Consider the following 23,028-nt stretch of genomic DNA (forward strand, 5'->3'; position numbering starts at 1 on the left):
GTTACGAAACATCTTTATATTTTGACATAAATCAAGATTTCGTCACTATTTATATGCAAAATGTGCTATCAAGCAAGATAATACCGTCAATTGTTTCTATATTTTAGCGATATACAAATGCAAATATCAGTTCTATCAAAAACTCCGGCAACATTTCCTTAAAAGAAAATGTTCCCGGAGAATGTCTGAATCAAAAGATATGGTTACTGCAATGTAACGGCCATCAATCCTATCACTACGTCATTAGACAACGTACATAGTGTGAGCGATGACAGTTTCTTGGCAGGATTGAGCGGCATCTTCAGCATCTGGGCCGCACCTCCCTTGATATATCGCCCATATACACCGCCTATTCCAAGAGTTTCACCGAGATCACGACTCACCTCACCGGTGGCTAATGAAATGCGATAAGGACGTGGAGATGTTGTACAGAACGCTATGCCGTCTACATAATAGTCCTGTTCTATCGGACACCAGTTGTCGGGATTGCGCAGACGTAACGTATCGGTCGAGCCGTCAGTGTATGCAACTGTAACGACGCCATTGTCGATTCGGCTCTGCATATGGTTCGTAGAACCGGCCATGAGCAAATAAGCCGATGAGGCCCTACCGGCAAGAGGCACAGTGATGCGATCGGGATAATTGTCCCAAAGTGATGTATAAGCAATGTTGTTGCCCTTGCGGAAAGTACGGAAAGGCACTCCTGAAGCCACAAACTTATCCCCCTTGACCTTGGTACGGAAAAGAGAGTCGTTGATGTCGGCACTGAGGTCGGGATGACACCACTCTCCTATCCCCGTAACAGGTATCTGAAGCGTGGTTGTGGCCGGACGCGGAGACAGATATCTATTCTCATATATATCGGTGACATTTGCATTCAGCACATTGTCCATCTTCACACACGTAAACTTGCCTTTCGACGGTTCATCAAGTCCGAGTTGTGTCGGAGTGGGTAATGTCTCGACATGATATTCAGGCATGGTTGCCGCATTAGGGGCTGTTCTGTCAACAGTTATCACCTGATGGTGTTCATCCGTGCCTTCCACTTCACGATAAGCTCCACGATCAGCATTCTGTCTCAATACTATCTTCAATGGACGTGCAAAGTTTTGAGTGATATCATAGACATCCTTATTACCCATACGCTTGTAACGATATGTCATATAAGGTGTAACTACCGATGCACTGTCCCAAGACAACGGGAATCCGGGCCGGATTACACATTGCCCGTTAAGAGCATCAGGCACTATGCCGAAAAGTCCCTGGATGAGCGCACGTGAGGATATACCGATGCAGTCTCCGAAATCTCGGTAGCACTCGCCACGGGCGGCATCGTAAAAACTGAGCTGACCGAAATTACCCGGACTTCCTCCTATATACATCTGGTCCATTATATTGGCCTTCATCAGACCAAAGGCAGCTTCATGTCGTCCGGCCTCATAATAAGCGAGTGCCGTATGCATAACCTCGGCTGAGGCCACATTGTTGATACTCCATGAATATGGCAACCAGTTGGTTGTAGATATGGTCGAGCCATAATCATGCCCGTCGGCAACAACAGGAATATGCGGTAACTCATTGTCTATAAAGCGGGTAGCTCTCCAGAATTGTTCGGGCGTACCTGCACCACAGTCTATGGGTGTGTATATAGACCATACGGCAGGACTTTCGTGCTTGCGTTTAAGCCCGAGAGACTCTTCAAATTCCACCCAATGTCCTTTTCCGTCAAGCCACAAACGCGAATTCATGGCCTTTAGTATCCGCTTGGCTTCGGCACGATATGGTGCGGCATCCTCGCCGATAATCTCGGCTATACGCGCGGCAAGACGGTTACCGCGATAATTATAAGCAGATGAGTGGGTTACAGCACCGCCACTGTAATACAGTGCGTCGCTGGCCCAAATGCAACAGTAGGCATCGTACAATCCGTCACCGTCAGGATCGTAGTTGCGCTTCTCCCAAGCAAGGTGCGACTTTATCACAGGCCACATCTTACGCATATAAGCCGTATCGGCATTGTAACAGAAATGCCACAACAATTCGTCCATATAGTTCAGATTCATATCATAGTGGTGCATCTGGTTGTTCTTCTCGGGATTGCGGCATATATACCCGTTACTGTACATCTGCGTACCCCACTTCTTCTCCGCACGCGCCATGTTCATCTTCGGGTCTTGCGAAGGATGCGGTATAACAGGTTCCACATCGGTCACCTGACTCTTGGCGTAAGCATCGAAGTGCGAACGGGCACGGTCGTTCCATCCAAGCACATCACCCAGATATCCCGCACGCCAACCGGCCAGCGGCATCCGCCAGCCAATACAACCATGCAACCATGTCTGTCCGTCCCAGTCGCCGTCGGCTGCCACCGAAAGCGCCCCGCCAAGAGTGTTGATATACGGATCCGGAGTATTGAACTCTATTCTGCCTGCCAGCATCTTATTATGTTCGACAGTCTCTTCCCACAGCATGGAGGCACGCTCAAATGCAATGTCACTGACTTCATTGAGTTTCACAAACACGTATGCCATAGCCCGACCTGCTCCGTAAGTGGCTCCGGATATTACCGGCCGGGCGTTGGCAGCAGGCTCCAACACACCATACGGGTCGGCCCCCATATCCCCATTGCGCTTCATGCCCTTACCGTGTATGTTGCACACAATGGCCTTGATATCAAGCGGATAGGAAGGGTTGCTGCTCTCAAAACGGAACAGAGCGCTCTCTTCATTCTGCAGAGCCACCACCGACATACGCAATTCGACATCACCCCAACGCTTGTCGCGCAACAAATAGATACGCGAAGCATCGACATACCATGCCTTGCAATAGTCGGTAGAATCTAATGGAACGCCATTAACTTCAAAACGCACATTCCGGTGCTTACCTTTCTTGAACACGGCGAATACCGGCCTGTCGCTTGTCTCCACGCGATAGTCGGTATGTCCGCCATAAAGTGCGCGCGTGTAGCGGGCCGTACCGTTCTCACATACAAACGCACGCTCCTCCGGACGATAGTGCATGGTACGCTTGGCTCCGCGACTGGCCTCGTTCCACGATTTTGACTCTATGAAATCGCCTATCTTTTTCTGTGATGCGACAGGCGACGCCGCCATTATGGCAATAAGCACGATGTTGATTTGTTTCAGATTCATTTGCTTAGTATAATTTGTTATCTTTTACATATCCTGCAAATATAGGCATTATTTCCGACACACGCAAATATTACAATCAAAAAGCCGGCAGTCGTCACGACTTCCGGCTTTAAAAACAAACTACTTAAAAACTAATCTACTAAAACAAATCAAAAATATCTTTTTATTATTCTTTTCTTGTATAAAGAATTAATTATCTTTTTAAGACAATGCAAAGATAAAGACTTTATCAGTCTAATCAAAATATTTTGGGTTAAATAATATACAAAAAAGCAGCAAACAGTAAAAAAGGAGGCTGTTTTCAGAACAACCTCCTTTTATTTGCTATCTACAGCTTACAATATTACATCATTCCGCCCATACCCGGAGCACCTCCCATAGGCATTGCGGGCTTGTCTTCAGGTTTGTCTACGATGAGACATTCGGTTGTAAGGAACATACCTGCAATTGAAGCCGCATTCTCCAAAGCAACACGCGAAACCTTGGCCGGATCTATAACGCCTGCCTTGCGCATATCCTCATATACGTCTGTACGGGCATTGTATCCGTAGTCGCCTTCACCTTCACGCACTTTCTGCACCACCACGGCACCCTCGCCACCGGCATTGGTGACAATCTGACGCAACGGCTCTTCAATGGCACGCTCCACAATGTTGATACCGGTCTGCTCGTCAGCATTATCGCCCTTCAGTCCGGCCAAAGCCGAAAGAGCACGGATATATGTTGTACCGCCACCGGCAACCACACCTTCCTCAATGGCAGCCCGGGTAGCACAAAGTGCATCGTCAACACGGTCTTTCTTCTCCTTCATCTCAACCTCACTATTGGCACCTACATAAAGTACAGCTACACCACCGGCCATCTTTGCCAGACGCTCCTGCAACTTCTCCTTGTCGTAAGAACTTGTGGTATTGCTGATTTCATTCTTTATCTGTGCTATACGGTCAGCTATAGCCTCCTTTGCACCGGCACCGTTTACGATAGTGGTGTTGTCCTTTGTCACAGTAACCTTGTCGCAGGTTCCGAGCATCTCAAGAGTAGCCTGCTCGAGCTTCAGACCCTTCTCCTCGCTGATGACGGTACCGCCTGTCAGCACGGCAATATCCTCAAGCATAGCCTTGCGACGATCACCGAAACCGGGAGCCTTGACTGCACAAATCTTCAGACCGCCACGCAGACGGTTGACAACGAGTGTAGTCAGAGCCTCTGAGTCTACATCTTCTGCTATTACGAGCAACGGGCGTCCGCTTTCTGCAGCAGGCTGCAAGATTGGCAGGAAATCCTTGATATTGCTTATCTTCTTGTCGTAGATAAGTATATACGGATTGTCCATCACACACTCCATCTTGTCGGCATCTGTCATGAAATAGCTGCTCAGATAACCACGGTCAAACTGCATACCCTCTACCACATTGATATATGTATCGCGGCTCTTGCTCTCCTCGATAGTGATAACACCATCCTTGCTTACCTTGCGCATTGCATCGGCAATCAGTTTGCCTATTTCAGGGTCGTTGTTTGCCGATACTGTAGCCACCTGCTCAATCTTGTCATAGTTGTCGTCAACCTTCTCGGCGTTGTTCTTTATATATTCAACAACAGCGGCCACGGCCTTGTCGATACCGCGCTTGAGGTCCATCGGGTTGGCACCGGCCGTAACATTCTTCAATCCGACGTTCACTATGCTCTGTGCCAGGATAGTGGCTGTTGTAGTTCCGTCACCGGCATCGTCGCCAGTTTTGCTGGCCACACTCTTCACTAGCTGTGCACCTGTATTCTCGAAATGGTCTTCAAGCTCCACTTCCTTTGCAACGGTAACACCATCCTTGGTTATCTGCGGGGCACCAAACTTTTTCTCAATAATCACATTGCGGCCTTTAGGTCCGAGTGTTACCTTCACTGCGTCAGCCAACTGATCCACGCCCTTCTTAAGAAGATCGCGGGCGTCCATATTGAATCTTATTTCTTTTGCCATAATCTTTAATTAACTTTCACCGGCATTCCTTTAGAATCAGAAAAACTACCGGCTTTATATTTTATATATAATAATGTGTAAATATTACCTAAAACAACTGTCAATGCATGAGTACCAACTCTCGACAATATTCATTATGCAATGACAGCCAACACGTCACTCTGACGCATAATGAGATATTTCACGCCTTCATGCTCAAGCTCCGTACCGGAATATTTGCCATAAAGTACCTCGTCACCTTCTTTGAGGACCATTTCCTCATCCTTTGTTCCGTTGCCTGTTGCAACGACCTTGCCATGAAGCGGTTTTTCTTTCGCGGTGTCGGGAATGATGATTCCTCCTACTTTCTCTTCCGCCGGTGCGGGGAGCACCAGCACTCTGTCTGCTAATGGTTTAATGTTCATAACTTTTATACTTATAATTATTATGTTTATTGTTCCGAAATATACTCATGACCGTAGCCACATGCAGTGATGCGAAAACCATGCCAAAGCCACAACGACTGACAAAGTGACACATATATCTGCAAATGCGGCACCCGTCAACCAGACGGAACATGGGTGTTGCAAAACTTCAGAATTAAATCAAAGCCCCAATACCGGCTGAACGGATCCCAAGTTTTGCAACACCCACGTAGTATATTTATTCGCAATGCTGTTATTTCTTTGCCTCTCCGTTTATCACGAGATTCTTCACTGTACAGTTTTCTATCAATGACGAGTCGAAAGCCTTCTTCGTATCCTCTATCTCGCAGTCGGTAAAACTGAAGTCGGTAAGGCGATACTTGTCCGATTTGCCCACATCAAAAAAGTTCTTGCTCTTCACGCGTATGTTCTTGAAAGAAATGTTGTTGCATGTAGACAGCGGCATGTCGTCGCGCTGCTCGGGTTTGAAAAACTGAGTCCACGGACGAACCACAAGAAAACTGTTGCAGTCGCCAGAGATGTCCTCAACCGCCACATATTCATAGTGCTGAGGCGTGTCGGGACGCATCTTCAGCCACAGCACACGGTTGGCATCGGTCACTGTACAGCGGCGCAGAATAACATTGCGGTCGTGCAGACTTTCGCTGCCCAATGTGAGACATCCGTGAACCTTGCCATATGTACAGTCCTCGATAATGATATTGGAACACGGTCCGTTGGTCGTGTCCTTATCCGCCCATGTACCCTTGCCGCCTTTAAGAACCACAGCATCGTCACACACACTCATATAGCATCCGCGTATAAGCACATTCTTGCACACATCCAGATCGATGGCGTCGCTGCTGGGTGCGCCGCGCTTGGGGTCGACAGGCGTCACTCCGCTCGTCGGAGCATATATATAGCAATCGAGATAACGCAAATTTTCAGTCTTATAAATATGATTGGTCCAGAACGGACTATTGATAAGACGTACATCCTGCACAGTCACATTCCGGCAATTGGATATATACACCAGCCGCGGCCGCATGGCCTCAAGATTGGTGCACTGACGGTTGTACTGACGGCGAATCCAAAATTCCTCCCAATAGTTGCGCCCGTTTCCATCTATAGTGCCATGTCCGGCTATAGTGAATCCGTCTATCCCGTCGGCATTGACCAAAGCCGAGAAATATTTCAGCGTCTGTCCCTCCATGCGTGTGGTCTGAAGCCGGAAATTGCGTATGCGGTCACTGCCCTTCAGGCGTCCGCCCTTCTCCAGATAAAGATGTGTGCCCTGCTTGAAAAAGATAGAACCGCTGAGAAACGTTCCCTGCGGAATGACCACTACTCCACCGCCATCGGTTGCGGCACGGTCTATCACTGCCTGTATCTGCTCTGTCTGCAACAGGTTGGAGTCGTTCTTCACCCCATAATCTGTCACGACATACCGTTTTCCGAGTTTGTCCACATCTACCTTTGCCGTGTCGCTGAACCATGCAGGTATCGGAGTGCCGTCGGGGAACAGCTGCTGCACTTCCTTCTTCTTTTTCGCAAATGACGCCGTGCACACCAATGCAAGCGACAGTGTGATGATAAGTCTGAAATTCATAATCTGAAATCTTTTGTTTGCTTGTTGATTAGTTACTTATTTTCCTGCAAAGATAACAATTTATAACGAGAAAACCGAAACATACTTACTTTAACTAATGTTAATCGGCTGGCCGCACAGCAAACGCTACAATCGCATAAAGTAGAACAAGTTATATTACTCACTAAAATAACTTATATTGCTTGGTAATATAACTTATATTGGTCTGTAAAACAACTTATATTACTTTTTTACTCCGAGCTTGCCATCACGACAAATTACCTTATTCCACCCCGTTTCCCAGCGTTACTGAGTCAGAGTGGACCCGATTTATCCATCCGGCTCAGCAAAAACGTTATTTTTTTGACTCTTTTCATACTCGTTTATAAATAAATTCCTTATCTTTGTACCAAGATTGCCTCAACAGACTTCCCTACATTGTTGCCGTGCAATTGTTGCTTTTATGGCGACACAAAAAACATATTAACCAAAACGCAAATTTAGTATGAAAGATTTTCTAAAGCAGACCCTTGCCACAGTTGTGGGCATATTTATAGCCTCCGCTGTAATGGGTATCATCAGCATCATCGCGCTCGCAGGAATGATTGCCTCCGAACAGACTACAACCAAAGTCAAAGATAACTCCGTCTTCGTGCTCAGTTTGTCCGGTACTCTCGAGGAAAGATCCAAAGAAGATGTCATGGCCCAACTGACAGGCAACATAAGCGGCAACATGGGACTTGACGACATCCTTCACGCCATAAGTGCCGCCAAGGAAAACAAGAACATAAAAGGCATATATATCGAAGCGGGAGCTTTCGTTAGCGACAGCCCCGCTTCGTCGCAAGCCATAAGAAACAGTCTTGCAGACTTCAAAAAAAGCGGGAAGTGGATAGTGGCTTATGCCGAGAGCTATACACAGACAACATATTATATATGCTCCGTTGCCGACAAAGTACTGCTTAACCCTCAGGGCATGGTCGACTGGCACGGACTGGCAGCACAGCCGATGTTCCTGAAAGACCTGCTGGCCAAATTCGGTGTGAAGTTCCAGTTGGCCAAGGTTGGCAAATACAAGAGTGCTCCGGAAATGATGACAGCCGAAAAGATGAGCGAACCCAACCGCGAGCAGGTGACAGCATACATCGAAACCATATGGAACGTGATGCTCACAGACGTATCCGCAAGCCGCAGACTCAGCAAGGATACACTCAACGCATACGCCGACACATATGCGGCTTTCTCCGATCCACAGGACTACGTAAAGATGAAACTCGTTGACAAACTGATGTACACCGATGAAGTGAAGAACGAGATAAAGGCCATGCTGAAAATAAAGGACGACAAGAAAATCAACAGACTGTCAATGAACGACATGCTAAACCTGCCCGACGACAATGGCAAAAAGGGTGACGAGATTGCAGTTTACTATGCATACGGCGATATCGTGGTGACCAATCCCGGAGGGCTGACCGAGAATGCCTGCATCGCTTCGGAAGATGTTTGCCGGGATCTTGACAAACTGGCAAAGGACGACAATGTAAAAGCCGTGGTACTGCGAATCAATTCAGGTGGCGGCAGTGCCTATGCCTCCGAACAGATATGGCACTCGGTGATGAACATCAAAGCCAAAAAGCCGGTGGTAGTGTCCATGGGTGGCATGGCTGCATCGGGCGGCTATTATATCAGCTGTCCGGCCAACTATATCTATGCCGAACCCACCACTCTGACGGGAAGCATCGGAATATTCGGCATGTTCCCGGATGTGAGCGGCCTGCTGACCGACAAACTCGGCATAAAGTTTGACGAAGTGAAAACCAACAAGCACAGTGCTTTCGGCTCTATGGCACGCCCGTTCAATGAAGAGGAAATGAGAATACTCGAAGCATACGTAGACCGCGGGTATACACTGTTCCGCAAGCGCGTGGCCGACGGAAGAGGCTTGAAAGTCGAAGCAGTAGAGAACATCGCCCAAGGTCGTGTATGGACTGGCTGCGACGCCTTGAAACAGAAGCTCGTTGACAATTTGGGAGGGCTTGACAAGGCAGTGGCCAAAGCCGCCGAACTGGCAAAACTGAAAGAGCACCACACAGCCAGTTATCCCGCTAAGCCCGACTGGATGGAACAGCTCATGGCAAAGGCAGGCAGCAAGAACTACATAGACGAACAGCTCAAGGAGACACTCGGCGAATACTACGAGCCGTTCTCATACATGAAGAGCATAGGCAATCGCGACGCCATACAAGCACGCCTGCCGTATCATATAGTAATAAAGTAAAGAACACTGCATAAGCACTCTTATCAGAATAACATGGAAGGCGACTTCATAAAGATAAACAACTGGCTGCTGCCACTGAGCTGGATATACGGCAGCCTGATAAGGCTGCGCAACACACTTTTCGAAGTGGGTATGCTGAAAAGCCACAGTTTTGACGTGCCTTTGATTTCGGTGGGCAACATCACCGTTGGCGGCACAGGCAAGACGCCTCACGTGGAATATCTTATAAGACTGCTCCAAGACAAATTCCGCGTGGCGGTGCTCAGCCGCGGCTACAAACGCAAAAGCAGGGGATTCGTCATAGCGAACGAAGAGTCTACTGTCAAGGACATCGGTGACGAACCGTATCAGATGAAACAGAAATTCCCACATGTAACCGTAGCTGTGGACAAGAACAGGCATAACGGCATAAACAAGCTGACGGAAGGCGAGGCCGGCAAGAAAATCGACGTGGTATTGTTGGACGATGCTTTCCAACACAGATATGTAAAACCCGGCATCAACATCCTGCTTGTAGATTATCACCGACTGATTATCTACGACAAGCTGTTGCCGGCCGGCAGACTGCGCGAACCGCTGTCGGGAAAAGACAGGGCAGACATCGTAATAGTGACCAAATGCCCGCGCGACCTGAAACCAATGGAGTTTCGTGTCATCACCAAGGCTATGTGTCTATATCCTTACCAACATCTGTACTTCACCATGCTCGACTACGATGCACTACGCCCTATATACTGCGGCGAGGAGCGCCCGCTCGACACTATATCCGCCGACGACCATATATTGCTCCTGACCGGCATTGCATCTCCACGGCAGATGATAGTAGATCTAAGCCCCTATTCCACACACATACAGCCACTCACATTCGGCGACCACCACACTTTTACCGCCAGAGACGTTGAAAAGATAAATGAAACGTTTGCCGACATGCCGGGACCCAAACTTATCATCACAACCGAAAAAGATGCCACACGCTTATTCGGACTGAAAGGGCTGAGCAAAGAGGTAAGACACAATATATATACGCTGCCGGTAAAAATAGAATTCATGCTCGGACAAGAAGAAACGTTTAACGAAAACATTATAGGCTATGTACGAAAAAATTCAAGAAACAGCATCCTGGTTAAAGCAAAGGATGACAACAAGTCCAAAGACAGCCATCATTCTGGGAACAGGCCTAGGACAATTAGCTTCAGAAATAACTGACACATACGAGTTTGCATACAGCGACATCCCTAACTTTCCGGTATCGACGGTAGAGGGGCACAGTGGAAAACTTATATTCGGAAAACTCGGCGGAAAGGATATCATGGCCATGCAGGGCCGTTTTCACTACTACGAGGGATATTCGATGAAAGAGGTGACCTTCCCTATCCGTGTGATGTATGAACTGGGCATCGAGACGCTCTTCGTCTCAAACGCATCGGGCGGAATGAATCCGGAATTCAAAATCGGCGACCTGATGATTATCACCGACCACATCAACTTCTTCCCCGAGCATCCGTTGCGCGGAAAGAATTTCCCCACTGGGCCGCGATTCCCTGACATGCACGAGACGTACGACCAAAAACTCATTGCCGAAGCAGAAGCCATTGCCACCGAAAAAAACATACGTGTGGTTCACGGTGTATATGTAGGCGTGCAAGGGCCTACGTTCGAGACTCCGGCCGAATATAAGATGTACCACCGCCTTGGCGGCGATGCCGTAGGCATGAGCACTGTGCCGGAAGTAATTGTGGCCCACCATTGCGGCATCAAGACTTTCGGTATCAGCATCATCACCGACCTCGGGCTGGAGGATACGCCCGTAGAGGTAAGCCATGAGGAGGTGCAGGAAGCAGCCAACAAGGCACAGCCGCTGATGACGGAAATTATAAGAGAAATGATTTACAGGAATTAAATGATGAGAGCAGAGTGATGAGTGAAGAGGTATGATATGCCCTATGTCGTTCCGGTAAAGCTATTTACTCAAGAACGACATAGGGCATATCATACCTCTTCACTCATCACTCATACTTCTGCACTTAGACCTCTTACCTATTTAGTTATGGATATATCAGAATTAGGCGAGTTCGGGCTGATAGACCGACTGACAAGAGACATCAAAATAAAGAATACATCGACAATGAAAGGCGCGGGCGACGACTGTGCCGTGCTGAACTATCCCGACAAACAGGTACTCGTGACAACGGACATGCTGATGGAAGGAGTTCACTTCGACCTTACGTACACCGATCTGCGCAATCTCGGATATAAGGCAGCGATGGTAAACATCAGCGATGTGTTTGCCATGAACGGCACTCCGCGACAGATTACGGTGAGCCTTGCACTGAGCAAACGCTTCACCGTGGAAGACATGGAAACTTTCTATGAAGGGCTGCGCTCGGCCTGCGACAAATGGAATGTAGATATTGTCGGCGGCGACACAACGTCGTCATACACCGGACTGGCCATCAGCATCACATGTATCGGAGAGGCCGACAAACAGGATATCGTATACCGTAGCGGTGCCAAGGAAACCGACCTCGTATGCGTGTCGGGCGACCTCGGGGCTGCATACATGGGACTGCAACTGCTTGAACGCGAAAAGTCCGTATACTATCAGCAAGTGGACGAAGCCCGTAAAAAAGGTGACAGGAATGCTCTGGCCGAGTTGTCACACTTCCAACCGGACTTTGCCGGCAAAGAATACCTGCTGCAAAGACAACTGAAAGCAGAGGCCCGCGGTGACATCATTGCGCGACTGCATGAAGCCGGCATACGTCCTACAGCGATGATGGACATCAGTGACGGCCTGTCGAGCGAGTTGATGCACATATGCAAACAGAGCCATGTCGGTTGCCGCATATTCGAAAAGAACATTCCGATAGACTATCAAACGGCTGTGATGGCAGAAGAACTGAATATGAACGTGACCACATGTGCCCTCAACGGAGGAGAAGACTATGAGTTGCTTTTCACCGTACCAATAGGCGACCACAGCAAGATTGAACTTATTGACGACGTAAAACTGATAGGACACATCACAAAGGAAAATCTCGGATGCGTACTTGTGACACGCGACGACAACGAGTTTGAGCTGAAAGCGCAGGGATGGAATCCGCTGCAATAGTCTTTCAAGACCCAAATACAGTCACATACCGCAATATTGTATCATTATACTAAGTTAGTCAAAAAAATTAAACTACATTATCGTCCGGATATAGGATGAATACGCTCTGGATGGATGCGCCCCAACGGGGCAGAAAGCACATAGCCCGGGGCAGAGCGCAGCGGCACCCCGGGAATCAAACATCGCCAATTCCCGCGCCCTGAAAGGGCAAAAGCATAAAAATATATGGAATGTAAAAATGTAAGTATTTGATAATTAACGCTTTTGCCCTTTCAGGGCGAATGATCAATCGTGTTGTTCCCGGGGTGCCGCTTCGCTCTGCCCCGGGCTATGTGCTCGTTGCCCCGTTGGGGCGTATCCATCCTATATCCGAGTGATTATGTAGTTTAATTCTGTTGACCAACTTATTAAAATACAGAATATGACATTGTTGCAATTGAGTAATTTCGTATTTTAACGACTCCGCTCATATAACGTTCATCTTTGAGATACAATATAAAAAGTCAATTATTTAAATATCATACAGTTATTGCTAAATTTGATGCTATTTTGATACTAAAAATGAACCACAAATTATGGCCACCCTACCCGTTGGGGCGCGTTCTGTCAAGGCACGTTCTGTCAAGAGGATGATATAGTTTAATTTTGTTGACTAACTTATCATCATTATATAAGCGACGACAAGCTGACCGCAACAAGTCTGTACTTTCAATACATAGACACGATGTTTTTATGTCGACCAAACAAAACTACACAAAAAATCGGAGCCCAATCCACAATTTGTGAATTTTTATTTGCTCAATCGGGATATAATTAATAACTTTGCACACGACTATTGTGATGTGCAATACTAAAAACAAAGGGAGGAACGTATTATGTCAATATCAAAGACGAGGCAGAAACTTGTCGATGTAGCCAGGCAACTCTTTGCCAAAAACGGTCTCGAAAATACAACGATGAATGACATCGCGGTATCTTCCGGTAAGGGCAGACGCACACTCTACACCTATTTCAAGAGCAAGGAGGATGTATATCATGCTGTAATAGAGTCGGAATTGGAACGATTGTCGGACAAACTCGACGAGGTGGCAGCACGTAAGATACGGCCTCAAGAGAAGATCATTGAACTGATATACACCCATCTCAGCATGATAAAGGAGACAGTGGTGCGCAACGGCAACCTGCGCGCCGAATTTTTCCGGAACATATGGATGGTGGAGAAGATACGCAAGAACTTCGATGAAGACGAAATAGAACTGTTTCGCAAAGTATATGCCGAAGGCAAGGCCGAAGGGGAGTTTGACATAGACAATGTGGACTTGGTGGCTGACATTACCCATTATTGTATCAAGGGGCTCGAAGTACCTTATATATATGGGCGCCTGGGACACGGCATGACAGAGGAAATGAGCAAGCCGTTTGTTGCAAAAGTAGTATATGGCGCTTTAGGAAAGCAGATTAACACATAGTCCGACGGAATGCACCACAATCCTCTAACGTCACAAACACACGGCCATCACAGTATGCCACATACGTAATAAGCAACGTTGATTTTTTATTATAACCAAAAATAAAACAAACAAAAAAATGGGATTATTGACAGGTAAGACAGCCCTTATCACAGGTGCTGCACGCGGTATCGGAAAAGCTATCGCGCTGAAATTTGCCGAAGAGGGTGCAAACGTTGCGTTTACAGACCTCGTAATCGACGAAAACGGAAAGGCCACTGAAGCTGAAATAGCAGCCAAGGGAGTCAAGGCCAAAGGATATGCAAGCAACGCTGCCGACTTCGCGCAGACAGAAGAGGTGGTAAAACAGGTAAAAGAGGAGTTCGGCTCAATCGACATTCTCGTTAACAACGCAGGTATCACAAAAGACGGTCTGATGCTCCGCATGACCGAAGCACAGTGGGATGCCGTTATTGCAGTCAACCTGAAAAGTGCCTTCAACTTCATCCACGCTTGTGTGCCGGTAATGATGCGTCAGCGTGGTGGATCTATCATCAACATGGCATCGGTAGTGGGCGTTCACGGCAATGCCGGACAGAGCAATTACGCCGCTTCCAAGGCCGGACTGATAGCATTGGCCAAAAGTGTTGCTCAGGAGATGGGACCGAAAGGAATCCGTGCCAACGCCATCGCCCCGGGATTCATCGACACAGCAATGACACAGGCCCTGTCTGACGAAATCCGAAAGGAGTGGGCAGCAAAGATACCTCTACGCCGCGGTGGTACCGTAGCCGATATCGCCAACTGTGCAACTTTCCTTGCATCCGACATGTCAAGCTATGTCAGCGGTCAGGTGATCCAGGTTGACGGTGGAATGAACATGTAATTTAAAAAGCGCCCCCTTCAACTCCCCCAAGGGAAAACCGTATGACATAATATATATACATACAGGGCTTCTTCTACCTTGACGGAATTGAAGGGGGCTTATTATAATATCATGTATCCAATTTACGAAGACAATCACATCATAATCGTCGGCAAAGACAGCGGAGAGATTGTACAGGGTGACAAGACAGGCGACAAAACGTTGTCAGAAACCGTCAAGGAGTACATCAAGGAAAAGTACGACAAACCGGGAAACGTGTTTATCGGTGTAGTGCACCGTCTCGACCGCCCTGTGAGCGGTATTGTAGTTTTTGCCCGTACGTCGAAAGCATTGTCACGTCTGAACGAAATGTTCCGTGCAGGCAATATACACAAGACTTATTGGGCAATTGTACGCAACGAACCGCCACAACATGAAGGCCGTCTGGAACATTGGCTTGTACGCAACGAACGCCAGAACAAAAGCTACGCCTATGACCGTGAAGTTCCACAATCGAAAAAAGCCGTACTTGAATATCGCATCATCGGCCGCAGCGACAATTACCGTCTGCTCGAAATACACCTGCTCACCGGTCGCCACCATCAGATACGCTGTCAGTTGGCAGCCATGGGATGCCCTATAAAGGGCGACTTGAAATATGGCGCACGACGCAGCAATCCCGACGGAAGCATATCACTGATGGCCCGTCGCGTAGAGTTTGTCCACCCCGTAAGCAAACTACCGATATGTGCCGAAGCCACACTGCCCGACGATACGCTGTGGCATACATTGGGACACAAAACAGATTGAGACGGTGGCAAAACTTCAGAATAACACCCATGCTTCAATATTTGTATGGAAGCACACCGCATCTCACCCAATTCTATCATCATGAATCTACAACATACACGCCACGGTTCGTCCCTGTAAATGCCCATATAAATACGACGTTTTGCAACACCCTCAATTGCAACCGAAACAGTTATATGTTTTCAACCCGTGTCGGCAGTTCTTTCATAATAAATATGAACCATTGTTTTTTTCGTTTAACACTTTTCATGTCTAAGAAAAAAATATTTATCTTTGTAGACATAAATCAATATATCGCATTGTTGACATTATGAAAAAGGTGTTTTTGTGGATAGGAATAGTCCTGTTGACTCCAATATTGCTGTTTGTCATACTTACGGTACTGCTTTATATTCCGCCGGTTCAGAATTGGGCGGTACAAAAAACAGTTGCCTACGCATCGGAAAAAACCGGTATGGACATCAGCGTTGACAAAATAAGACTCGAATTTCCATTAGACCTAAGTGTCGAGGGGTTCAAGGTCATCAGCCGTAACGACTCGTTGCCACAAGTACGCGACACTGTGGCAGACGTGTCCAAACTGGTTGTCGACATCCAACTCCGACCATTGTTCAAGCAACAGGTAGTGATAAACACATTGGAACTCAACAAAACTAAAGTGAACACCTCAAATCTGATTGCCTCGGCACATGTCGAAGGGTCTTTGGGACGTCTTGCCGTATCGGGACGGAGCGTTGACCTCGGGCTTGAGACTGTAGATTTGGGAGATGTCGAATTGAGCGATGCAAACGTACACGTAGCACTTAACGACACTGTACCGCCGGACACCACAACTTCAGAGACACTATGGAAAATCAACATAGACCGTATCGGAATATCGCACACCACCGTGAGCGTGCTGATGCCGGGAGATACATTGCAGATACAGGCCTATATGAAAGACATGGCCATGAGCCGCGGCACATTCGATCTGGGAAACGGTACATACGATATAGGCAATATAGTGTGGGACAACGGTTCGTTGACCTATGACAATCTTAATGCAGATCGTTCCGAAGGTCTTGATCCTTCGCACATTGCACTGAACGACATCAACATTGGCATAGACTCAATATATTACAGCCCCATGGCTGCTCATCTCAATATCAGCCATTGCCATCTGAAAGAACGCTGCGGCATGGAACTGACAAAACTGAAAGGCCAACTTTCCCTTGACTCCATGCGGGTGACAGTGCCGTCAATGGTACTACGTACACCATATTCCGATGTGGAACTCACGGCCACGGCTGATCTCAACGTTACAGACAGTATAAACCCGGGAACTATGGATGTGAGACTATCTGCATCATTGGGAAAACAGGATGTAATGAAGTTTTTCGGAGACATGCCACGAGGATTTGTCAACGGCTACCCTACCCGTCCACTTGAGGTAAGCGGAAGAGTAAGCGGCAATCTGCACCATGCCGACATACGCAACTTGCATATAGACTTGCCCACGGCATTTATGATTACGGCCGACGGATATGCTGACAATCCTACAGATATGAAAAAAATGCGTGCAGACATGAAAATGAAAGCCCGCACATGGAATGTCGGTTTTCTTACGGCCTTGCTTGACCCCGCTACAGCGGCAGGTTTCCGCATACCGTCGGGAATGAGCATTGACGGAAATATACAAGCCGACCACGAACGGTACGCCGTCGACCTTGCACTGCGTGAAGGCATAGGCACAATAAGGGCCAAGGGCAGTTTCAATGCCGCCAACACGGCTTATCAGGCTGTCGTGGGCATAGACCGTATAAACCTCAACCATTTCATCCCAAACGACTCTCTACACATTATTACTGCACATATGGACATGAAAGGAGCCGGCACAGATGTCCTTTCGAAACGCTTCCGGATGCAAGCCGAAGCATCTGTCGACACATTTGTTTACGGCAGTTGGGTGCTTGACAAGATGAATGTAAGAGCCCGGATTGCCGACGGCATGGCCCATGGGCATCTTGAAAGCCGCAACGCACTGATGGACGGAACGATAGACGTAGATGCCCTGCTCGACCCTAACCGTATACAAGCCACCATCGGTACGGATATGAACAAGGCCGACCTGTACAGACTGCGAATTATGGAAAAGCCGTTTATCGCCGGTATGTGTGCCCATGTAGATATTGCATCCGACATGAAGCAGTATCACATGATTAGAGGATACTTCAATGATTTCACCATACAGACGGAGAAAAAGACATATCGTCCGGCCGATCTCACAGTGGATGCAACAACAACACGCGACACTACATGGGCCAAGATGTCGAGCGGAAGCATGAATCTTTATATGACAGCAGGTTGTGGCTATGAAGAATTGATAAAGCAAGGCAACGTACTGTCAGACGAACTATCGACCCAAATGCATGACAAAGTGATTGACCATCCAAGGTTACGTGAAAAATTGCCCGACATAAAACTAAGGCTTGTCAGCGGACCGGACAACCCAATGGCCAATTTCTTAAGATTCAAGGGCTTCTCGTTCAAGGACCTATTCGTCGATTTCAGCGCATCACCGCAAAACGGAGTTAACGCGGACATGCACCTTTACTCCATCATTGCCGACAGTATGCGAATTGACACTGTCAGACTGCGCATATATCAAGATATGGACGATGTTCGCTTAACCGGAATGGTACAGAACAACAAACGAAACCCGCAGTTTGTTTTCCGTACGTTATTTGACGGTGTGATTCATGAAAAAAGCACGGAAATGAATGTCAGGTACTATGATGCGGCAAACAAATTAGGAGTGCTCCTCGGTGCAAGAGCCGAGATGCTTGACAGCGGAATACATGTGAAGTTGCTTCCGGAAAAGCCGGTACTCGGATATAAGGTATTCAACCTGAACAACGACAATTATATAATGCTCGGACGCAACAGGAGAATCATGGCCGACATAGACCTTGTGGCTGATGACAAAACGGGTGTGAAGATATACTCGGAAGACCAGGACACAGACATGCTTCAGGACCTTACTGTCAGCCTCAATCAATTTGATCTCGAAAAAATAACGTCTGTATTACCATACGCACCACGTATCAGCGGATTGCTTAACGGAGATTTCCATGTCCAGCTCGACAAAAACGAGAAAATAGCCATGGTATCGGATATGACTGTCAGGAAAATGGCGTATGAAAACTGTCCTATAGGTGACCTGAACAGCGAGTTTGCATATTTACAGCAAGAAGACAGTGCACACTTTGTTGAAGCCACACTCAACTGTGACGGACGCGAGATTGGTGTTCTTAGTGGAACTTACAAAGACGAAAACGGCGGACTGCTTGACGCTACATTCAACATGACACGATTCCCGCTGTCAATGGTCAACGGTTTCATCCCTGACCGAATTTTCGGCTTTACGGGATATGCCGAAGGTAAGGTTGATGTAAAAGGGGCACTTGACAAACCGGTTGTGGACGGAGAGGTGCTGCTCGACTCGTCATACATCGTAAGCGTGCCTTATGGTATGAACCTGCGTTTCGACAACGATCCTGTACGTGTCGTAAAGAGCAATCTTCTATTTGAAAACTTCACTATGTATGCTCATAATTCCAATCCGCTTAACATTGCCGGCAATATTGACTTCTCAAACTTGGACAACATACGTCTGAACCTGAAGATGATGGCACGCGACTATCAGATAATAGATGCCAGGCAAGAACGCAACTCCGTGGCATACGGCAAGGCGTTCGTCAATTTCTATGGTTCGCTTGCCGGCAGTTTTGACGACCTTGTAATGCGCGGAAAACTTGACGTGCTCGGAAAGACCAACATGACATATATATTGAAAGATTCGCCGCTCAACACCGACGACCATCTAAAAGAAATTGTAACTTTCACTGACTTCCGAGACACTACACTTGTGGAAAAAGCCGACAAACCTGCCATAGGAGGTCTGGACATGCAATTAATGATGGACATTGAATCGGGAGCACATATCAAGTGCGCCCTAAATGCCGACCAATCAAACTATGTGGATATAGAAGGTGGCGGAGAATTGCGCATGGTATACAACTCTACTGACGATTTGCAACTGTTCGGAAGATATACCATCGTCGATGGAAAAATGAAATATTCTCTGCCCATCATTCCACTGAAGACATTCAATATCGGTGAAGGCAGCTACATAGAATTCACCGGTGACATGATGAACCCACGGCTAAATCTGACGGCTACGGAAAAGGTCAAGACCATGGTGACTACAGAAAGCGGCGAGAACCGTAGCGTAATGTTCGACTGTGGCGTAAAGGTGACAAAAACATTGAATGACATGGGACTTGAGTTCACAATAAATGCTCCGGAAGACATGTCTATGTCCAACGAGCTGGCTGCCATGAGTGCCGAAGAACGTGGCAAAATAGCAGTGATGATGCTCACTACAGGCATGTATATTACAGACAACAGCACAGGAAACTTCTCAATGAACGGTGCTTTAAGTTCGTTCCTGAACAGTCAGATAAACAATATTACGGGAAGCGCCATGCGAACTATGGACCTCAGCCTTGGATTTGACCAGAATTCGGACGCTACCGGTAACACTTATACAGACTACTCGTTCAAGTTTGCCAAGCGGTTCTGGAACAACCGCGTAAACTTTGTCATCGGCGGAAAACTCTCTGACGGAGGCAATGCTGCTGTGGCGGAACAGGATCAGACGTTCATCGACAACGTATCATTGGAGTACCGCCTCGACCAAACAGCCATGCGATATGTGCGGCTGTTCTATAACAAGGAAGCCTACGATCTTCTCGAAGGAAACATCTCTGAATACGGAGCCGGTTTCGTATGGCGTAAAAAGGCCGACCGTCTATGGCGGTTATTCAATTTCCGTAGCAGCGACACCGGTCCTAATACCTTAAACAGGCTACAAGGTTCATCAGGAATGGCATCTGGCGGTATTTCAGGCAACGCACTGCGCAAAGAAAAATCAAATAAAAAAACCAACTCCACAGACTCGATAAACGCAAATGAAAACAGTAAATAGATTCTTGGCATTAATCCTGTTGACAATGTTCTGCGCAGGTTGCTCAACAACAAGCAATCTGCCTGAAGGAGAAGTACTGTACACCGGACTAAAGAAGATTAACTATCTGGACCGTGACAGTAGCGACTATTCAGTACAGGTTGAGGAAGAAGTGGAAGCCGCCCTGACCTGCGCACCGAACGGTGCATTGCTCGGCAGCTCATATTACCGCACACCGTTTCAGCTTAAATTGTGGATATACAACCGATACGCCAACAGCACATCAAAATTTGGCAAGTGGATGCTTAAAACATTCGGACATGAGCCGGTTCTCGTAAGTTACGTAAGTCCGAAGATGCGCGCCCTGGTGGCAAAGAATCTGCTTCGTTCCAATGGTTATTTCAATGCCGATGTAGGATATGAGATTATTCCGCAAAAGAATCCGAAAAAAGCGAAAATCAGCTACACGGTGAAAAACAACCAATTATATACAATCGACACTATAAAGTATCTGCGCTATCCGGCAGAGATGGACAGTCTGATACATACCACAATGGACAACAGCCGCTTGCGTACAGGTGAAGCCTTTGCCGTATCAAGTCTTGACGCGGAACGCAACCGTCTGAACAGCCTGTTCCGTGACAACGGATTTTATTTCTACCGTTCGGCTTATTCTGTTTTCCTTGCCGACTCCGTATCCAACCCCGGACGTGTAGAGTTACATATGCAACCTGTAGCCGGAATGCCTGCGGAAGCACGTCGTAAGTGGTATATTGGACGCATGCGTGTGGAATTACGCCGCTCTGCAATGGAGCAACTCACCGATTCCATCATACACCGCAATCTGTCTGTATATTATTCGGGAAAGAAACCGCCCATACGCCTGCGCACCCTGCTTCGAGACATAAAACTGCGCCGCAAACAACTTTACAGTCAGACCAACTATCAGGAATCGGCCGGAGTGATAAACAGTCTTGGACTGTTCAGCATGTCAGATTTCAAATTCACCCCACGTGACACAACAGCCGCATGTGACACGTTGGACATGACACTTAACTGTGTGTTCGACAAGCCATATGACGGTTCAATCGAAGCCAACTATATGATAAAGAGCAACGACCGTACCGGCCCGGGACTTGTGCTCAATGTAACCAAACGAAATGCTTTCCGGGGTGGCGAAAAACTCAACTTCAGCCTGAAAGGGTCTTATGAATGGCAGACAGGACGTCGGGTATCGGGAGGCAGCAGTTCGGCAATCAACTCATACGAGTATGGTGCCGACATATCTGTAGAATACCCGCGCATAGAAGCACCATTTGGCCTTTACAGCCGACACCGTTTCTACAAGCCTCCATCAACATTGCTTTCACTTTCCGGCAATGTACTCAACCGCGCAAACTATTTCAAGATGCTTACCGTAACGGCAGGTCTTACTTATAAATTTCAGACTTCTCCAAACTCGCGCCACGAATTCAGTCCTTTGTTGCTCGATTACAATTTCCTGCGCAACACAACTGCCACATTCGACTCTATAATGACAGCTAACCCCGCCATCTATGTATCCATGCGCAACCAATTTGTACCGAAAATAAAGTACACATATACATATACCAGTCCGACAGGAAGTCTTAATCCCATCCTTTGGGAGACAACAGTAACAGAGGGCGGTAACTTACTGTCTCTGTTCTATGTGGCAGCCGGAAAGGATTTCAGCAAAAAGGGGAAAGGTCTTTTCGGCAATCCCTTTGCACAATTTGTGAAACTCAACACATCATTACGAAAGACATGGCAGACGGGCCAGAAATCACAGCTTGTAGGCCGTGTGGCAGCAGGGATACTTTGGGCTTACGGAAACTCTGACCGTGCGCCATACAACGAGCAGTTTTATGTAGGTGGTGCCAACAGCATACGTGCGTTCACCGTACGTAGCATAGGTCCGGGCAAATACGTGGCTCCCAACACCAATTATGCATATCTTGACCAGACCGGTGACATCAAACTCGAACTGAACCTTGAGTATCGATTCAATCTTTTCGGCAATCTCTACGGCGCAACATTCCTTGACGCCGGAAATATATGGCTACTTAAAAAAGACCCGAACCGACCTGACTCTGAATTCAAGCCGTCCACATTTTTCCGTCAGCTGGCTACGGGAACCGGTGTGGGCCTGAGATACGACATGGACTTCATTGTATTGCGCCTTGACCTTGGCGTTGCAATCCACGTACCATACGACACAGGAAAAAGCGGATACTATAATATACCCAAATTCTGGGATGGTGTCGGCCTGCATTTCGCCATCGGCTATCCGTTCTGATTATTGTCCTGTTAATTCTGAAAATTTAACTTTTATTTTTTATCGGAATAGAAAAGACTTAAGCCCGTCTC

The 23,028-nt window shown here is 47.4% G+C and carries 13 protein-coding genes; 9 read left to right on the top strand and 4 right to left on the bottom strand.

What is annotated here, in order from left to right; genetic code table 11:
• Window positions 1-203: 203 nt before the first annotated feature.
• From HPS55_RS02445 to HPS55_RS02460, 4 genes are all read right to left on the bottom strand, one after another.
• Window positions 204-3,152 (bottom strand): DUF4450 domain-containing protein, encoded by a 2,949-nt coding sequence (locus tag HPS55_RS02445; RefSeq protein WP_172176842.1) that lies wholly within the window; start codon window positions 3,150-3,152, stop codon window positions 204-206.
• A 343-nt stretch (window positions 3,153-3,495) separates the two neighbouring features.
• Complete coding sequence (gene groL / locus HPS55_RS02450; protein WP_172176844.1) at window positions 3,496-5,127, bottom strand: chaperonin GroEL; 1,632 nt, start codon at window positions 5,125-5,127, stop codon at window positions 3,496-3,498.
• Window positions 5,128-5,261: 134 nt separating this feature from the next.
• The gene (locus HPS55_RS02455; protein ID WP_172176846.1) at window positions 5,262-5,531 is read right to left on the bottom strand and encodes a co-chaperone GroES; all 270 of its coding nucleotides are present in this window, start codon (window positions 5,529-5,531) and stop codon (window positions 5,262-5,264) included.
• Window positions 5,532-5,784: 253 nt separating this feature from the next.
• Window positions 5,785-7,140 carry a rhamnogalacturonidase gene (locus HPS55_RS02460; RefSeq protein WP_172176848.1) on the bottom strand — a complete coding sequence of 452 codons (1,356 nt, stop codon included), beginning with the start codon at window positions 7,138-7,140 and terminating at the stop codon, window positions 5,785-5,787.
• A 484-nt stretch (window positions 7,141-7,624) separates the two neighbouring features.
• On the opposite strand from HPS55_RS02460, the gene sppA reads away from it, so the two are divergent.
• The 9 genes from sppA (at window position 7,625) to tamL (ending at window position 22,957) form a co-directional block, all read left to right on the top strand.
• A complete protein-coding gene (gene sppA, locus HPS55_RS02465) occupies window positions 7,625-9,397 on the top strand; it encodes a signal peptide peptidase SppA (protein ID WP_172176850.1) in 1,773 nt (590 codons plus the stop codon).
• 33 nt (window positions 9,398-9,430) lie between these two features.
• Window positions 9,431-10,603, top strand: a complete 1,173-nt coding sequence (lpxK, locus tag HPS55_RS02470) for a tetraacyldisaccharide 4'-kinase (RefSeq protein WP_172176852.1) — start codon at window positions 9,431-9,433, stop codon at window positions 10,601-10,603.
• The gene (locus tag HPS55_RS02475; protein ID WP_172176854.1) at window positions 10,488-11,297 is read left to right on the top strand and encodes a purine-nucleoside phosphorylase; all 810 of its coding nucleotides are present in this window, start codon (window positions 10,488-10,490) and stop codon (window positions 11,295-11,297) included. Before lpxK ends, HPS55_RS02475 begins: the two co-directional genes overlap by 116 nt.
• A gap of 147 nt (window positions 11,298-11,444) precedes the next feature.
• Complete coding sequence (thiL, locus tag HPS55_RS02480; protein ID WP_172324657.1) at window positions 11,445-12,509, top strand: thiamine-phosphate kinase; 1,065 nt, start codon at window positions 11,445-11,447, stop codon at window positions 12,507-12,509.
• A gap of 875 nt (window positions 12,510-13,384) precedes the next feature.
• Window positions 13,385-13,978, top strand: a complete 594-nt coding sequence (locus HPS55_RS02485; protein WP_172176858.1) for a TetR/AcrR family transcriptional regulator — start codon at window positions 13,385-13,387, stop codon at window positions 13,976-13,978.
• 118 nt (window positions 13,979-14,096) lie between these two features.
• On the top strand, window positions 14,097-14,843 hold the full coding sequence (gene fabG, locus HPS55_RS02490) for a 3-oxoacyl-[acyl-carrier-protein] reductase (protein ID WP_172176860.1): 747 nt from the start codon (window positions 14,097-14,099) through the stop codon (window positions 14,841-14,843).
• A gap of 111 nt (window positions 14,844-14,954) precedes the next feature.
• On the top strand, window positions 14,955-15,632 hold the full coding sequence (locus HPS55_RS02495; RefSeq protein WP_172176862.1) for an RluA family pseudouridine synthase: 678 nt from the start codon (window positions 14,955-14,957) through the stop codon (window positions 15,630-15,632).
• 310 nt (window positions 15,633-15,942) lie between these two features.
• Complete coding sequence (locus tag HPS55_RS02500) at window positions 15,943-20,661, top strand: translocation/assembly module TamB domain-containing protein (protein ID WP_172324659.1); 4,719 nt, start codon at window positions 15,943-15,945, stop codon at window positions 20,659-20,661.
• Window positions 20,645-22,957 carry a translocation and assembly module lipoprotein TamL gene (gene tamL / locus HPS55_RS02505; protein WP_172324661.1) on the top strand — a complete coding sequence of 771 codons (2,313 nt, stop codon included), beginning with the start codon at window positions 20,645-20,647 and terminating at the stop codon, window positions 22,955-22,957. The genes HPS55_RS02500 and tamL overlap by 17 nt, the downstream gene beginning before the upstream one ends.
• Window positions 22,958-23,028: the final 71 nt, after the last annotated feature.

This window comes from Xylanibacter rodentium, from assembly GCF_013166575.1.
Lineage (GTDB): Bacteria > Bacteroidota > Bacteroidia > Bacteroidales > Bacteroidaceae > Prevotella > Prevotella rodentium.

Excerpts from the sequence above, each read along its gene's own strand:
- HPS55_RS02495 (WP_172176862.1), top strand. The coding sequence starts at position 14,955 with ATGTATCCAATTTACGAAGACAATCACATCATAATCGTCGGCAAAGAC.
- HPS55_RS02445 (WP_172176842.1), bottom strand. The coding sequence starts at position 3,152 with ATGAATCTGAAACAAATCAACATCGTGCTTATTGCCATAATGGCGGCG.
- HPS55_RS02485 (WP_172176858.1), top strand. The coding sequence starts at position 13,385 with ATGTCAATATCAAAGACGAGGCAGAAACTTGTCGATGTAGCCAGGCAA.
- HPS55_RS02460 (WP_172176848.1), bottom strand. The coding sequence starts at position 7,140 with ATGAATTTCAGACTTATCATCACACTGTCGCTTGCATTGGTGTGCACG.
- thiL (WP_172324657.1), top strand. The coding sequence starts at position 11,445 with ATGGATATATCAGAATTAGGCGAGTTCGGGCTGATAGACCGACTGACA.
- groL (WP_172176844.1), bottom strand. The coding sequence starts at position 5,127 with ATGGCAAAAGAAATAAGATTCAATATGGACGCCCGCGATCTTCTTAAG.
- tamL (WP_172324661.1), top strand. The coding sequence starts at position 20,645 with ATGAAAACAGTAAATAGATTCTTGGCATTAATCCTGTTGACAATGTTC.
- sppA (WP_172176850.1), top strand. The coding sequence starts at position 7,625 with ATGAAAGATTTTCTAAAGCAGACCCTTGCCACAGTTGTGGGCATATTT.
- HPS55_RS02475 (WP_172176854.1), top strand. The coding sequence starts at position 10,488 with ATGTACGAAAAAATTCAAGAAACAGCATCCTGGTTAAAGCAAAGGATG.
- fabG (WP_172176860.1), top strand. The coding sequence starts at position 14,097 with ATGGGATTATTGACAGGTAAGACAGCCCTTATCACAGGTGCTGCACGC.
- lpxK (WP_172176852.1), top strand. The coding sequence starts at position 9,431 with ATGGAAGGCGACTTCATAAAGATAAACAACTGGCTGCTGCCACTGAGC.
- HPS55_RS02455 (WP_172176846.1), bottom strand. The coding sequence starts at position 5,531 with ATGAACATTAAACCATTAGCAGACAGAGTGCTGGTGCTCCCCGCACCG.
- HPS55_RS02500 (WP_172324659.1), top strand. The coding sequence starts at position 15,943 with ATGAAAAAGGTGTTTTTGTGGATAGGAATAGTCCTGTTGACTCCAATA.